Here is a 13,760-nt window from a genome sequence, read left to right on the forward strand (position 1 = left end):
AGGTACGGCATGATTCCTGATCGTGTGAGTTTGGCTGACCCGACAATTGAAAGACCCTGTTATGTCCAAGACCTCAGATAGACTTAGCCCGTCCCGATTGCCGAGGAATGTCGCGCGTGCGTCGTCAGCATCGCTGATCGCCTCCGCCCTGTTGCTGCCCAGTCTTTCCAACGCGTCGGAACCCGTTTCTGTCGGGCCCCGTCCCGCCTATCTCGTCAGCCAGATGGCGGATGGTGAGCTGAAAACCAGGCTCCAAGGCTGCATTGGCCAGCCGGTCGGCAAAACCCTGTTTTCCATTTCGCACCGGGGCGCACCACTGCAGTTTCCCGAACACACTGAGGAAGGCTATCGTGCCGGGGCTCTGATGGGTGCCGGCATCCTGGAATGCGACGTTACTTTCACCAAGGACAAGGAACTTGTCTGCCGCCATTCGCAGAGCGATCTGCATACGACAACGGACATCCTGGCGACGGAACTTACAGGCAAATGCACTGGTGCGTTCGTCCCAGCCAAAGGCGATACGCCGGCGGCTGCCGAATGTCGGACATCGGACATCACCCTTGCCGAGTTCAGGACCTTGCGCGGCAAGATGGACAGCGCCGACAAGACCGCCCAGACCGTCGACGACTACCTGAAGGGGACGGCCGATTGGCGGACCGAGCTTTACGGGCACACGGGAACCTTGATGACCCACGCGGAGTCGATCGCCCTGTTCAAGGATCTCGGCGTCAAGTTCACCCCGGAGCTGAAGGCTCCGAAAGTGGCCATGCCGTTCGACGGATTTTCGCAGGCCGACTATGCCCAGAAGCTGATAGATGAGTACAAGGCGGCCGGAATTCCCGCCGAAGACGTGTTTGCCCAGTCGTTCAATCTCGATGACGTTCTCTACTGGATTGAAAACGAGCCGGACTTTGGCAAACAGGCGGTCTATCTCGACGGGCGGCGCAATCTCAACCCTCTCGACCCGTCGACCTTTTCCCCCTCCATGGAGGAACTGAAGGACATGGGCGTCAACTATCTGGCCCCGCCGCTGTTCGTGCTTCTGACGCTGGAAGACGGCAAGATCGTTCCCTCGCCCTATGCGGAAGCCGCCAAGGCAGCCGGTCTCAAGCTGATCACGTGGACGCTCGAACGGTCAGGCCCGCTCAATTCCGGCGGCGGCTGGTACTACCAGACAGTCGGAGACGCGATCGACAGCGACGGAGACATGATGGACGTGATGCACGTGCTCGCCCAGGACGTTGGCGTGGAAGGAATCTTTTCCGACTGGCCTGCGACGACAAGCTTTTATGCGAGCTGTATGGGGCTGGAGTAACCTTCCCTAGCGCTGGCAAGGATTGTGAACTTTGCTAAGACCTTGTTCACCGATTCTGTTTACCCTTACGCGGCGTTAAAACCAGTCTGCGGTCAATGAGTTGAAAATACATCCTCTATCAAGCGTCGACAGCCAGATCCTGCATCAGGAGTTCCAGCCTCTGGACGGTGACAGGATATTGCGCCTTCTTGCTGAAGCGGCCGAGCTTGTCGGACTGACCGCCGAGGACTGCGTTCAACAGGAGACAGGGTCACCGGACGACATCAGCGTGCATGTTTCGGACCTGAAAGTGTCCGTCGTGCAGTCGATCCCCTTTGCCGAAGATGACTATTTGCAGGTTGCCCTCGACACGTTCTCGCTGGAAAACTTCATCAAGGGCGATCAGCGTATCGACGATGCCGTGACAGCCTGCACGCATGTGTCCGTCCAGCCCCTTACCGACAGCAACGTGACTGCGTTCAATGGCACTGAGAAACTGGGTGCCGGCGACCTGGCCGTTTTCGAAAACACTCGAAGCGCGCTGCGGGCAATGTCCTTCGCAAAGACGATTGTGTCGCGCCTCCTGGAGGAAACGGAGGCCGTATCGGTCTTTTGGGGGCCCAGTACATTCCTGCTGGAACCGGACACATTCAAACGGCTGGCAGCCTCAAGAGAAGAACTTCTTTTGTACTTGCACTGCCACCTGTTTTCCGAGGACGACCCTAAAACGGGTGAAACGCTGACCGGTGTCGTGGCGGCGGGTGCCCAATGGCTTGTGGGACGGTATGTCGAAATCAAACCGTGTCCCTTGCCGCCCGAATACCTTGTTGAAAAAGTGTATGATTTCGTCCGGACAGCGTTGAAATCCGACAGCATCGGAACCGATGGCCAGTCATTCGGCCGGGATGAAGATGAAGAAATCAAAGTCAGGCTGGAACCGCCGGAGGGCTATGCCCCGGGCCGGGTCCTGTTGCAGGTCGTACCAGAGGACGATGCACCGATTGCCGATGAGGCCGGCAAAGACCCGGAAGCTGAGCCCGATGCCCCCCCGAGCGAGGCAACCCATACAGTGCTTCCAGCTTCCTTGTCGCCTTTGTCGCCTGCGCCGGAAGCGTTTCGCCCACCCTCAGGGGGCGATTTCCGGGATTTCGATGATGAAGACAGGGAACTGGATCCGAACGATCCGGTAGACGCCGCCATCCTGCAACGCCTGGCGGAGCTGAACGAGACCGACGCGGGTACGGAAGACAAGGCCCCTGGCGAAACGGCTTCGGCCCCTGTCGAAGAAGAACCGGCAGCGGCCGAGGAAGAAGAAATCCCGGCGGAACCCGAATTGGCAGCCATCACGGTGCAGGAGGAGCCAAAAACGGTTGAGCCGGAGCAACGGCCAAGGCGACAAAAACCTCAGCCGAAACGCATGTCCATGGACGAACTCAGGAACTTCGCGAAAGAAGCTCAGGTCTCGCAAAAGGACCGGGACGTTCCTTCAAGGAAGCGTGGTTTCATCGGGAAAATGTTCAACGGAAAAGCGGGTTAAGCGGCAGCGCCTTACCGCGCCTGATCCAGGGTCCGTTTGCATTCCAGCAATTCGAACAAGGTCGCCTGCAGCCGACGGATGTCTTCCTTGGAAACTGCGGATTGCCCTGCTGGCGCGCCCGGCGTGGGCTTTTCACCCCTTAGCCTGTTCAGAAAGTTGATCCCGCCCGAAGCGGGTGTCTGTGCCGTTTCCTCGGCACTCTCGGGCAGAACGCCTTTCGGCAGTGCCTCTTCTTCCTCAAAGGCAACCGCATCCGGCCGCTCTGCAGGCTCGGCTTCGTTGGTCTGGACCGTCATCGTTGCCAGCGGAGAGGCATCTTCGCGCCAGATCTGGGTAACGAAGCGCTGGCCCTGTTCCTTCAGAATGCGTTGTACGCCCTTTATGGTGTAGCCTTCACCGTAAAGGAGGTGTCGAATACCCTTCAGGAGTTCAACGTCGTCGGGCCGATAGTATCGGCGTCCTCCGCCCCGCTTCAGTGGCTTTATCTGCGAAAACCGGGTTTCCCAGAAACGCAGCACGTGTTGCGGCAAGTCCAGATCTTCTGCGACTTCGCTTATGGTTCGAAAGGCGTCCGGGCTTTTTTCCTGTGAACTCATCCGGTCGTTGTTATTTGCTTGCCTGTCCCGTCAGCGCATCGTTGATCCGCTGCTTCAATACGTTGGATGGCTTGAATACCATCACGCGGCGCGGTGAAATCGGTACTTCCTCACCGGTCTTCGGATTGCGGCCGATACGCTCACCCTTGGAGCGGACCACAAATGAACCGAAGCTTGATAATTTTACCGATTCGCCGGTAACAAGACAGTCCGAAATTTCAGAAAGCACACGTTCGACCAGTTCTGACGACTCGGTTCGCGAGAGGCCGACCTTTTGATAAACGGCTTCACACAAATCCGCACGGGTAATAGTCCGATTGCCCATGACCCCTCCACAAAGATGCCAGCGATCTGGCTGATTTTGCAATGGAACTCCAACGCAAGGCCCTACGGTATTGCCTCACGGCGGGCCGGTCAACCGGAACTCCGCCTCAAGATAATATTTGTCGGCAATGCAATTGTCGCCAGTTACCAGCGGAGGAGAACTGATCCCCAGGTAAAGCCGCCGCCCATCGCCTCGAGCATAACGAGGTCGTTGTTTTTGACACGTCCGTCCTTCAGGGCCGTGTCAAGCGCCAGCGGGATCGAAGCCGCGGATGTGTTGCCGTGCAACTGCACGGTCGTGACAACTTTTTCTGGAGCGATACCGAGTTTCTTGGCGCTTGCATCGATAATGCGCTTGTTCGCCTGGTGAGGTACGAACCAGTCCAGATCTTCCGAGGACAGTCCCGTTGCCTCATAGGCATCCTCGATCACGTCGGTGATCATGCCCACCGCATGCTTGAAGACCTCGCGCCCCTCCATGCGAAGATGGCCGACCGTCTGTGTTGATGACGGTCCTCCGTCGACAAAGAGCTTATCCTTGTGCCGGCCGTCCGAGCGCAAATGGCTGGTCAGGACCCCTCGGTCGGCATTCGTGCCGGAGCCTTCGGTTTTCTCGAGCACAACGGCACCTGCGCCATCGCCGAACAGAACGCAGGTGGTCCTGTCCTCCCAGTCGAGGATTCGCGAGAAGGTTTCCGCGCCTATGACAAGGCAACGCTCGGAGATGCCGGAACGAATGTAGGCATCCGCCGTTGTCATGGCATAGACGAAACCGGAACAGACTGCCTGCACGTCGAAAGCAAACCCGTGCGTGATGCCCAGTTTGGCTTGCACGGTTACGGACGTTGCCGGGAACGTATTGTCCGGGGTCGCCGTTGCAAGAATGATCGTGTCGATATCTTCCGCCTTGCGCCCGGCGTTTTCAAGCGCGCGCTGCGCCGCCTCCAGGGCGAGATCGGAAGTTACCTGTCCTTCAGCGGCAACGTGACGCTGCTTGATGCCGGTCCGCTGGACGATCCACTCGTCCGACGTGTCGACCTGCCTGGCAAGATCGTCATTGGTAAGAACATTGTCGGGCAGAAAACTGCCGCACCCGGTCACGGTCGAACGGACTACGCTCACAAATCACCTTCCGATGTCGGCGCGGCTTCTGCGAAGCGGCCGCGATGGTAATGCACAAGATCCTGCGCGATCTTGTGCGTCAACTCGTTTTTCACCATGTCATAGGCCAGATCGATCGCCGAGGCATAGCCTTCGGCGTCGGTGCCGCCATGGCTTTTGATCACAATTCCGTTCAGTCCGAGAAAGACGCCACCGTTCACCTTGCGGGGGTCCATTTTCTCGCGAAGCAGATCAAAGGCGCCCTTTGCAAAAAGGTAGCCGATCTTTGACATAAAGGTTCGATTCATCGCCGAGCGCAAGTAACTGCCGATCTGCTTTGCAGTGCCCTCTGCTGTTTTCAGAGCGATATTGCCGGCAAACCCCTCGGTTACGACAACATCGACCGTCCCCTTGCCGAGATCATCGCCTTCAACAAAACCGGCGTAATCAAGCGAACGTAGCGGCGTTTCCCGCAGCAGCCGTCCGGCCGTCCTGACTTCCTCAAGCCCCTTGACTTCCTCAACGCCGATATTGAGCAGCCCGACGCTCGGGCGCTGCACACCGAACAGCGCGCGGGCCATGGCACCGCCGAGAATTGCGAAGTCGATGAGCTGCTGCGCGTCAGCGCCGATCGTTGCTCCGACATCAAGCACGACCGACTCGCCGCGGGTTGTCGGCCAGATGGCCGCAATAGCGGGGCGCTCGATATTCGCCATGGTGCGAAGACAGAATTTGGACATCGCCATCAAGGCACCGGTGTTTCCGGCGGAGACGGCAACGGAGGCGTCACCTGATTTCACGGCCTCGATCGACCGCCACATGCTCGAGCGCCAGCGTCCCTGCCGCAGGGCCTGGCTCGGCTTCGTGTCCATCGCGATGGAAACGTCGCAATGATGCAGGACCGACGCGTCCCTGACCCGCGGGTATTGCTCGAGCAGCGGGCGAATGACGGTCTCGTTTCCATAAAGCAGAAAGCGAATCTCCGGGTGACGAACAAGTGCGATCTCGGCACCGGGAATAACGACTTCGGCCCCGCTGTCGCCGCCCATGGCATCCAAGGAAATCGGAATTGTTTTCGCCATTCAGAAGGTCTTTTAACGTTTCACACAAAAGGACGGCACGGGTCAGCGCACCAACGGGTTCACGCCCTTCCCGCAGGGGCTGGAGTCGGGCGCGAACATAACGGTTTTGCTCGGAGTGACAACCGTTTTCCTAAACTCTTTCTGATCTTGCGCCCAAATCCACCGAGTACAACTAATCAAACGGGCCTGCCGCACGTCACCAAACCTCTTATTTCAGTCTTCCGGTCTCGATTTTAAAGCCTCAAGTGCAGCAAAAGGCGAAGGTTCCCTGTCCGTGTCTTCCACCGGCTCGATGTCTGCGCCACCTGCCTGAAACTCCACGCCGGGTTTGCGCGGGAAGGGATCCAGCGAAAGCGCAAGCTCTTCGCAGATGACCGCTCCGAGGTCCAGGACACCATCAACCACGAGATCAGGCGGATCCAGCGATTCAAGATCGATTTCAATTTCGCCGTCTTCGTTCAGGTCCCGGATTTTCCTGGGTTTCTTCGACGTCGGTTCAAACGTCCGGTCCACATCCAGCGTCAGATCGCTGTCGAAAGGTTCGAGCGTGACCACACAGGTCTGCGTGATGGAGGCGTGCAACGGCCCGACAACCCGCACACCCGCCTTCCGATAGGGTTTCAGCGTGAAACGGGCCTCCAGGGCGCGCATGCTGACAAGGTCATACGCTTGAGCAATAGCTTCAAGACCGCCGGTATCCGGCACCACGGTGATCGTTTCGTCCTTATCGACGACGCGATTCGTATTCACCTTGTATGAGTATGGAAAAGTTTCGTCTGTCATGTTCCAGGTATCCGATGCCGGTTCACACCGGCAAGTCCTTGAATGCCTCCGGGTCCGGCCAGCTCAGCCGCCCTTCCATGAGGTCTCCGGTTGCCTGCCCCGACAATTTGCCGGCGGCTTCAAGCATGTATTGGGCAAGACGCATCTGCGCCATGGGCTCGGGGTTGTCCGGAAAGAGGTTGCGACCCAGCGCTGCAGAGAGGTCTTCTGCATCCGCATTGTCAATTGCCGGGATGTACACATCCGCCCTGCCGTAGAAGGCTTCTCCCATCACCTTGACTTTCTTGGGAACGCGCGTGTCGCTGACCCCCATTTCGCGCAGGGAAGCATCCATGTCCTGGAAAAACAGATCAAATACGTTCTGAGCGAACTCGGAGACTTTCGCTCCCTCGCCGCGCATCCGCCGGAAGTAAAGCACTGCATGCAGCACGATAAGATCAAATCTGCCGTCAATCGTATCGGGCACCATAAAGTCTGTATAAAATGCGGGCTGCCGCGCTTGAGCCACGATTTCACAATAGACCTTGTGTTCAGCTTCTGTGGACCGGCGGCGAAACAGGCCGAATACCATGACCGTCTCCATTCAACTCAGGTGTTGCCTTGTGCCCTATCCCACGATAGTGAATTTGCCAAGCAACGAAATACAATAGTGGCCATTGCGGCCTGGCGAAACGGGACTTCTTAGATGAACTTCAAGGCGAGCGCCCTGATCCTTCCGCTTCTGGCGACATTGCCGCTCGGCGGTTGCTTCACCTCCACCTATACGCATGGCCATGTCGTGACGACGTCCATGCTGAACCAGGTGCAGGTCGGTTCGAGCCGCGAGCAGGTCGAATTGGTTCTAGGATCGCCGTCGACGACTTCAAGCCTGAGCGGCGACGCCTACTACTATATCTCTCAGAAAACGGCGACAACGGCGTTTCTGGCGCCTGACATCGTCGAGCAGCGCGTTGTTGCAATCTATTTCGACGACGACGGGTTTGTGCAGGATATCGGCAACTACACGCTCGAAGACGGCAAGATCGTCGATATCGTCACCCGCAAGACACGGACGGGCGGCGCGGATTACGGCTTCCTGACGCAGATCCTGCGCGGCGCAACGAACCCGGGTCTTGGGCTGTAACCCAAGCGAAGACCCGAATTTCCTTCGCTGGTTGCCGTGGGGCGGCGATCGGGCTCAGTGCGCCCGGCGTCTCCCTGGCGTCAGCCGACTCGAATTGCGCCCCGCACCGTTTCCAAAAAACAGCATGGGCCCCGACACAATCGCGAGCTTGTGAAGGCTCCCTGTTTCGGAGTAAACCGCATGTATTCAAGGGGCTGCAATCCGGGGCGCGGGAAACCATTTCATGAAAGTTGCGAACAGGAAAAGAATACTCGTCACGGGTGGTGCCGGTTTCCTCGGCTCGCATCTTTGCGAACGCCTGCTGGATGAAGGCGCCGATGTCCTGTGCATAGACAATCTCTACAGCGGTACCAAGGACAACATATCCCACCTGCTCGCAAATCCCCATTTCGAGTTTCAACGGCACGACGTGACGTTTCCGATCTACCTGGAAGTGGATGAAATCTACAATCTCGCATGCCCGGCCTCGCCGGTGCACTATCAGCGCGACCCCGTGCAGACGACCAAAACAAGTGTGCATGGCTCCATAAACATGCTTGGTCTCGCCAAACGCACAAGGGCGCGCATCTTCCAGGCATCAACGAGCGAGGTCTACGGAGACCCGGAGGTTCACCCGCAAACCGAGGATTACTGGGGCCGCGTCAATCCGATCGGCATTCGCTCCTGCTACGATGAAGGCAAGCGCTGCGCGGAAACACTCTTCTTCGATTACAACCGTCAGCACGGTCTTGAGATCAAGGTCGCCAGGATCTTCAATACCTATGGGCCGAGAATGCATCCCAATGACGGCCGGGTTGTCAGCAACTTCATCGTGCAGGCGCTTCAGGGCAAGGACATCACGATTTACGGGGACGGCCTTCAGACACGCAGCTTCTGCTATGCCGATGACCTCATCGAAGGATTTGTCCGCCTTATGGCCTCGCCCGCCGAGCTGACCGGGCCAATCAATATCGGCAACCCGTCCGAATTCACGATACGCGAACTCGCCGAGACCGTGCTGGACCTTGTCGGCGGTGCCTCCAAACTCATCTACCGTCCGCTTCCCCATGACGACCCGAAACAAAGACAGCCCGATATCTCGCTGGCGAAGTCGGAACTTGACTGGAGCCCCAGGATTCCGCTCAAAGAGGGATTGAAAAAGACCATTGCCTATTTCAGGGAACTCTGAGCCGTGATGATCCCGACCGACGCCCGCATCATCGTCGTTACCCCGGTCTACGAAGACTTTGAGGCCAGCAGCCGGCTGTTTCAGGAGTTGCAGGCCGAACTCGGCAACAGCGTCTATATCGTCGCCGTCGATGACGGCTCGGTGAAACAGCCGCTGGACACTTCCGGCATGGATCTGGCGGGGGCCAGAGGCACAGTCCTGAAGTTGCGGCGCAATGTCGGCCACCAGAAAGCGATCGCGATCGGCCTCGGATATGTCTCGACACATATCGGCGACAACCAGTTGGTGGTCGTCATGGACTCCGACGGAGAGGATCTGCCCTCCTCGATCCCGAAACTGTTGAGCGATCTTGAGAAGAATGATGTGGATGTCGTTGTCGCACGGCGCAAGAGCCGTTTCGAGACAATGAGATTCAAGACGTTCTACAAGGTCTACAAGCGCCTCTTCCGCATCATCACCGGCAGAACGATCAGCTTCGGAAATTTCATGGCCATGAAGCCGGTCGGTGTCAAACGCCTGTCGGCCATGCCCGAGCTTTCGATTCACGTTGCATCGGCCGTTCTCGCTTCGAAGCTGCGAATTGTAACCTGTCCACAGGATCGTGGGCCGCGCTACGCCGGGCAGTCCAAAATGAATTTCGTGGGTCTGGCACTTCACGGATTCAAGGGCATGATGGTTTTTGCCGAAGACGTTCTCGTGCGTGTCGGCATTGCCTCTGCGATCGTCGCGGCACTGTGCGTCGTCTTCGGATCGACTGCCGTTATCCTCAAGACAATCGGCTATTCGACGCCCGGCTGGGCATCGGTCGTTTTGGGCATCATGATCCTCATGTTCCTGCAGACCGGCGTGCTCGCCCTCATGACACTCATGCTGACCGGTGTGGTCAGAAGCGGAACGGTGACGTCGGAACTCGACTATCAGGATTTCATCGATGAGGTCCTGGTCAGCCAGCAGAACGCGCACCCGACCAAAATCGTTTCCTGAGGCGAAAAAACGAAATGGCGGTCCGCTGAAGGGACCGCCATGTCTCTTTTCAGTCTAACGAAAAGACGTTTCCGTCAATGCGCCAGGATCGCCAGAAGCAAGAGCGCCATGATGTTGGTGATCTTGATCATCGGGTTCACAGCGGGACCGGCAGTGTCCTTGTAGGGATCGCCCACCGTGTCGCCGGTGACGGAGGCCTTGTGAGCTTCGCCGCCCTTTTCGTGGGTGACACCGTCCTTGTCGGTGAAACCGTCCTCAAAGGACTTCTTGGCGTTGTCCCAGGCACCGCCGCCTGCCGTCATCGAGATGGCCACAAAGAGGCCGGTCACGATCACGCCGAGCAGCATGGCCCCAAGCGCCGCGAACGCATCCGCCGGGGTGGCAACCGCGCGAACGACGTAGAACACCACGATCGGCGACAGGACCGGCAGCAGTGAAGGTATGATCATTTCGCGGATCGCGGCCTTCGTCAGCATGTCGACGGCGCGTCCGTAGTCCGGACGTTCCGTGCCCTCCATGATACCCGGCTTCTCCTTGAACTGACGGCGGACTTCCTCCACCACCGCGCCGGCGGCACGGCCGACGGCCGTCATGGAGATGCCGCCGAAGAGATAAGGCAGCAGTCCGCCGAACAAGAGACCGGCAACCACATACGGGTTGGAGAGCGTGAACAGCGTATCGACGTCGATGCCCGCGAAGATCGATCCTTCCGCAGCCGTGCTGGAGAAGTATTTCAGATCTTCCGTGTAGGCCGCGAACAGCACCAGTGCACCAAGACCCGCGGACCCGATGGCGTAGCCCTTGGTCACGGCCTTGGTGGTGTTGCCGACCGCGTCGAGCGCGTCGGTTGTCGTGCGCACCTCCGCAGGCAGGTCCGCCATTTCCGCAATGCCGCCGGCATTGTCGGTCACGGGCCCGAATGCATCGAGCGCCACGACCATACCGGCCAGGGCAAGCATCGTCGTCACCGCGATTGCGATGCCGAACAGTCCGGCAAAGCTGTAGGTCACCAGGATGCCGGCAATGATGATGATCGCCGGAAGTGCCGTTGCTTCAAGAGAAACGGCAAGACCCTGGATCACGTTGGTGCCGTGACCGGTGACGGAGGCCTGGGCGATCGACTTCACCGGGCGGTACTCCGTGCCGGTGTAGTATTCCGTGACCCAGATGATGAGCCCGGTCACGATCAGACCCACGATACCGCACACGAAAAGGTCGAAACCGGTGAAGGTGGTTCCGCCGGAGGTGGTGTATTCGGTACCCGACCCGAGCCAGCCGAAGACAATCACGGCAAGGGCGACGGCCGACAGGACAGACGTCGCGATAAAGCCCTTGTAAAGCGCGCCCATGATCGAGTTGTTTTCGCCGAGCTTGACGAAGAAGGTTCCGATGATCGAGGTCACGACGCAGCTTGCACCGATCAGAAGCGGCAGCAGCATCAGGTCGTGAGCGTGTTCGCCGGTAAAGAAGATCGACGCAAGGACCATGGTTGCAACCACGGTCACCGCATAGGTCTCGAACAGGTCGGCCGCCATGCCTGCGCAGTCACCGACATTGTCGCCGACGTTGTCGGCGATGGTTGCCGGATTGCGCGGGTCGTCTTCGGGAATACCGGCCTCGACCTTGCCGACAAGGTCTCCACCGACGTCAGCGCCCTTGGTGAAGATGCCGCCGCCAAGACGCGCGAAGATGGAAATCAGGGAGGCACCGAAGCCTAGCGAGACGAGCGCATCGATCACGGTGCGGTCCGTCGCCTCGTATCCCATCACGCCTGTCAGGATGGCGTAATAGACGGCGACGCCCAGCAGCGCCAGGCCCGCAACCAGAAGGCCGGTGACGGCACCGGCCTTGAAGGCGATTTCCAGCCCGGCGCCGAGGCTCTGGCTGGCGGCCTGCGCGGTGCGCACATTGGCACGAACCGAAACCATCATGCCGATATAGCCGGCAGCTCCAGAAAGGACCGCCCCGATGGCAAAACCGATTGCCGCGGGTCCGGATAGCAGTATCCACGCGAGCACGAAAACGACGGCGCCAACGATGGCGATGGTTGTGTATTGCCTGTTTAGATAGGCGCTGGCCCCTTCCTGAATCGCCCCGGCGATTTCCTGCATGCGGGCATTCCCCGCGTCCGCCGCCATGACGGACTGAATTGCCCATGCGCCATACGCAATGGACAAGAGGCCACAAACAACAATGATGACAAGCTCGATCATACTTCCTCCCAGAACTGCGGCGGATCCTTTTTATTGTTGTTCTGGCCGCCAGATCGCACCGCACACAGATTCCTCAGCGTGAGGCGCGCACACGATAGCAACAAAGCGGAGCGTTTCGTCAAGCTCTCACATCGTTTAATTTCACTCTTCCGTTGCGACAAGATTTGATGCGATGCAGCATTTTTGCTGCACTGACGAAAGAGAATCTGGAAGATACTTTAAGCGGTTGTAACTGCTTTTCTTTCAGCCTGAACCAGCCAAACAAGCAATGCGATACACAGCACAACGAACGGAAACACCAGCACATTGACGGTTCCCCAGCCGAATGCGTTGAGAAGCGCTCCGGATGAAAACGATGCTGCAGCAACAAAACCGAAAACAAGAAAATCGTTGACGGCCTGCACCATATTGCGTTCCTCGGGCCTGTAAGTGTCGGTCAGCATGGCTGTCGCACCGATGAAGCCGAAATTCCAGCCGAGGCCGAGCAGCACGAGCGCGGTCCAGAAATGCGCCAGTTCAATTCCCATCAGCGCGACGACCGAACAGCCGGCAAGAAGGGCCAGACCGATTGAAACGATCCGCTCCTTGCCGAAGCGCGCAATGAGACTGCCAGTGAAGAAACTGGGCCCGAACATGGCCAGGACGTGCCACTGAATGCCAAGGGCGGCATCGGTTTCCGACAGACCGCAGGCGATCATGGCAAGCGGCGTTGCCGTCATGACCAGGCTCATGAGCGCGTAGGAACAGATGCCGCAGGCTGCCGCGACAATGAAACGGGGCTGCATCATGATGGTTCGCAGAGGACGACCACCCGATTGTTTCCTGCTCTGAACCGGGGGCTTCGGTATCCTGATGAAGGCGAGGAGAAAAAGCGACATCAGCGCCAGACCGGCCTGCGCCAGATAGGTTCCCGCAAACATGATCGGTGCGAACATGTCTTTTGTCGCGATCACGGTCTGCGGACCGACAACGCCCGCCAGCACCCCGCCTGCCAGCACCCACGAAATCGCTTTCGGCTTGAACGTGTCGCTTGCCGTATCGGCGGCGGCAAAGCGGTATTGCTGCACGAAGGCACCCGCGAACCCTCCCATGGAACAGGCCAGAGAAAACAGCAGAAACTGATCACGGAACACGGCAAATGAAGCGAGCAGACCGGAGAGTATGCCGAGGATCGCAGCTCCGGTGAACCCGGCCCTGCGGCCGAAACGGCGCATGATCATTCCGGCCGGGATCGTGCCGAAGGCGGTCCCCAGGACCATTGCGGACACGGGAAGCGTCGCAAGAGACTTGTCCTGGTCGAGCATCATGTACCCGACCAGCGGTCCCGTCGCGATCACGATCGAAGCCGATGCCCCGCCAAGCGCCTGTGCCAGCGCCAGCAAGACGGCATTGCGTTTCGCCAGGCGATCATCAACGAAGTGTTCCGGCAGTGCGGTGGTCATGCGTCAGGTCTCGGGATATGCCGGTCTCGGCGTGCAACGGAAGAGATCGAACGGGTAACACGCCCCGGTCTGCGCGTAAAACACAACCCGGCGACATGCGTCAACATGGCCGC

The 13,760-nt window shown here is 58.6% G+C and carries 13 protein-coding genes; 5 read left to right on the top strand and 8 right to left on the bottom strand.

Annotated elements, in window-relative coordinates; genetic code table 11:
- The first annotated feature begins 61 nt into the window (after window positions 1-61).
- Both RBB49_RS22590 and RBB49_RS22595 read left to right on the top strand, forming a co-directional pair.
- Window positions 62-1,315: a glycerophosphodiester phosphodiesterase family protein gene (locus RBB49_RS22590; protein WP_306145162.1), complete on the top strand. Its 1,254-nt coding sequence runs from the start codon at window positions 62-64 to the stop codon at window positions 1,313-1,315.
- Window positions 1,316-1,415: 100 nt separating this feature from the next.
- Entirely contained in the window at window positions 1,416-2,831 is a 1,416-nt protein-coding gene (locus RBB49_RS22595) for a hypothetical protein (protein WP_306145163.1), read from the top strand.
- 11 nt (window positions 2,832-2,842) lie between these two features.
- Here the strand turns inward: RBB49_RS22595 and RBB49_RS22600 are convergent, their stop codons facing one another.
- From RBB49_RS22600 to RBB49_RS22625, 6 genes are all read right to left on the bottom strand, one after another.
- A complete protein-coding gene (locus RBB49_RS22600) occupies window positions 2,843-3,427 on the bottom strand; it encodes a MerR family transcriptional regulator (RefSeq protein ID WP_306145164.1) in 585 nt (194 codons plus the stop codon).
- Between the two features lie 10 nt (window positions 3,428-3,437).
- Entirely contained in the window at window positions 3,438-3,752 is a 315-nt protein-coding gene (locus RBB49_RS22605; protein ID WP_023003819.1) for an integration host factor subunit alpha, read from the bottom strand.
- 143 nt (window positions 3,753-3,895) lie between these two features.
- The gene (locus RBB49_RS22610) at window positions 3,896-4,873 is read right to left on the bottom strand and encodes a beta-ketoacyl-ACP synthase III (RefSeq protein ID WP_306145165.1); all 978 of its coding nucleotides are present in this window, start codon (window positions 4,871-4,873) and stop codon (window positions 3,896-3,898) included.
- Window positions 4,870-5,934 carry a phosphate acyltransferase PlsX gene (gene plsX, locus RBB49_RS22615; protein WP_306145166.1) on the bottom strand — a complete coding sequence of 355 codons (1,065 nt, stop codon included), beginning with the start codon at window positions 5,932-5,934 and terminating at the stop codon, window positions 4,870-4,872. Before plsX ends, RBB49_RS22610 begins: the two co-directional genes overlap by 4 nt.
- Window positions 5,935-6,147: 213 nt before the next feature.
- Window positions 6,148-6,717, bottom strand: a complete 570-nt coding sequence (locus RBB49_RS22620) for a DUF177 domain-containing protein (RefSeq protein ID WP_306145167.1) — start codon at window positions 6,715-6,717, stop codon at window positions 6,148-6,150.
- Between the two features lie 22 nt (window positions 6,718-6,739).
- Complete coding sequence (locus RBB49_RS22625; protein WP_306145168.1) at window positions 6,740-7,288, bottom strand: ubiquinol-cytochrome C chaperone family protein; 549 nt, start codon at window positions 7,286-7,288, stop codon at window positions 6,740-6,742.
- A gap of 114 nt (window positions 7,289-7,402) precedes the next feature.
- Here RBB49_RS22625 and RBB49_RS22630 point away from each other — a divergent pair, with 114 nt between their 5' ends.
- The 3 genes from RBB49_RS22630 to RBB49_RS22640 all read left to right on the top strand — a co-directional run bounded on the left by RBB49_RS22630 (window position 7,403) and on the right by RBB49_RS22640 (window position 9,992).
- Window positions 7,403-7,840: an outer membrane protein assembly factor BamE gene (locus RBB49_RS22630; RefSeq protein ID WP_029062388.1), complete on the top strand. Its 438-nt coding sequence runs from the start codon at window positions 7,403-7,405 to the stop codon at window positions 7,838-7,840.
- 223 nt (window positions 7,841-8,063) lie between these two features.
- Window positions 8,064-9,008, top strand: a complete 945-nt coding sequence (locus RBB49_RS22635) for a UDP-glucuronic acid decarboxylase family protein (RefSeq protein WP_306145169.1) — start codon at window positions 8,064-8,066, stop codon at window positions 9,006-9,008.
- A 6-nt stretch (window positions 9,009-9,014) separates the two neighbouring features.
- A complete protein-coding gene (locus RBB49_RS22640) occupies window positions 9,015-9,992 on the top strand; it encodes a glycosyltransferase (RefSeq protein ID WP_306145170.1) in 978 nt (325 codons plus the stop codon).
- A gap of 74 nt (window positions 9,993-10,066) precedes the next feature.
- Here RBB49_RS22640 and RBB49_RS22645 read toward each other — a convergent pair whose 3' ends face one another.
- A complete protein-coding gene (locus RBB49_RS22645; RefSeq protein ID WP_306145171.1) occupies window positions 10,067-12,205 on the bottom strand; it encodes a sodium-translocating pyrophosphatase in 2,139 nt (712 codons plus the stop codon).
- A gap of 218 nt (window positions 12,206-12,423) precedes the next feature.
- Window positions 12,424-13,647: an MFS transporter gene (locus tag RBB49_RS22650; RefSeq protein WP_306145172.1), complete on the bottom strand. Its 1,224-nt coding sequence runs from the start codon at window positions 13,645-13,647 to the stop codon at window positions 12,424-12,426.
- Window positions 13,648-13,760 lie beyond the last annotated feature (113 nt).

The sequence above is a fragment of the Roseibium sp. MMSF_3412 genome (assembly GCF_030733265.1).
GTDB lineage: Bacteria > Pseudomonadota > Alphaproteobacteria > Rhizobiales > Stappiaceae > Roseibium.

What these genes read in the sequence shown, in the direction of transcription:
- RBB49_RS22590 (WP_306145162.1), top strand. Translation starts at nt 62, where the DNA reads ATGTCCAAGACCTCAGATAGACTTAGCCCGTCCCGATTGCCGAGGAAT.
- RBB49_RS22600 (WP_306145164.1), bottom strand. Translation starts at nt 3,427, where the DNA reads ATGAGTTCACAGGAAAAAAGCCCGGACGCCTTTCGAACCATAAGCGAA.
- RBB49_RS22605 (WP_023003819.1), bottom strand. Translation starts at nt 3,752, where the DNA reads ATGGGCAATCGGACTATTACCCGTGCGGATTTGTGTGAAGCCGTTTAT.
- plsX (WP_306145166.1), bottom strand. Translation starts at nt 5,934, where the DNA reads ATGGCGAAAACAATTCCGATTTCCTTGGATGCCATGGGCGGCGACAGC.
- RBB49_RS22620 (WP_306145167.1), bottom strand. Translation starts at nt 6,717, where the DNA reads ATGACAGACGAAACTTTTCCATACTCATACAAGGTGAATACGAATCGC.
- RBB49_RS22625 (WP_306145168.1), bottom strand. Translation starts at nt 7,288, where the DNA reads ATGGTATTCGGCCTGTTTCGCCGCCGGTCCACAGAAGCTGAACACAAG.
- RBB49_RS22630 (WP_029062388.1), top strand. Translation starts at nt 7,403, where the DNA reads ATGAACTTCAAGGCGAGCGCCCTGATCCTTCCGCTTCTGGCGACATTG.
- RBB49_RS22635 (WP_306145169.1), top strand. Translation starts at nt 8,064, where the DNA reads ATGAAAGTTGCGAACAGGAAAAGAATACTCGTCACGGGTGGTGCCGGT.
- RBB49_RS22640 (WP_306145170.1), top strand. Translation starts at nt 9,015, where the DNA reads ATGATCCCGACCGACGCCCGCATCATCGTCGTTACCCCGGTCTACGAA.
- RBB49_RS22645 (WP_306145171.1), bottom strand. Translation starts at nt 12,205, where the DNA reads ATGATCGAGCTTGTCATCATTGTTGTTTGTGGCCTCTTGTCCATTGCG.
- RBB49_RS22650 (WP_306145172.1), bottom strand. Translation starts at nt 13,647, where the DNA reads ATGACCACCGCACTGCCGGAACACTTCGTTGATGATCGCCTGGCGAAA.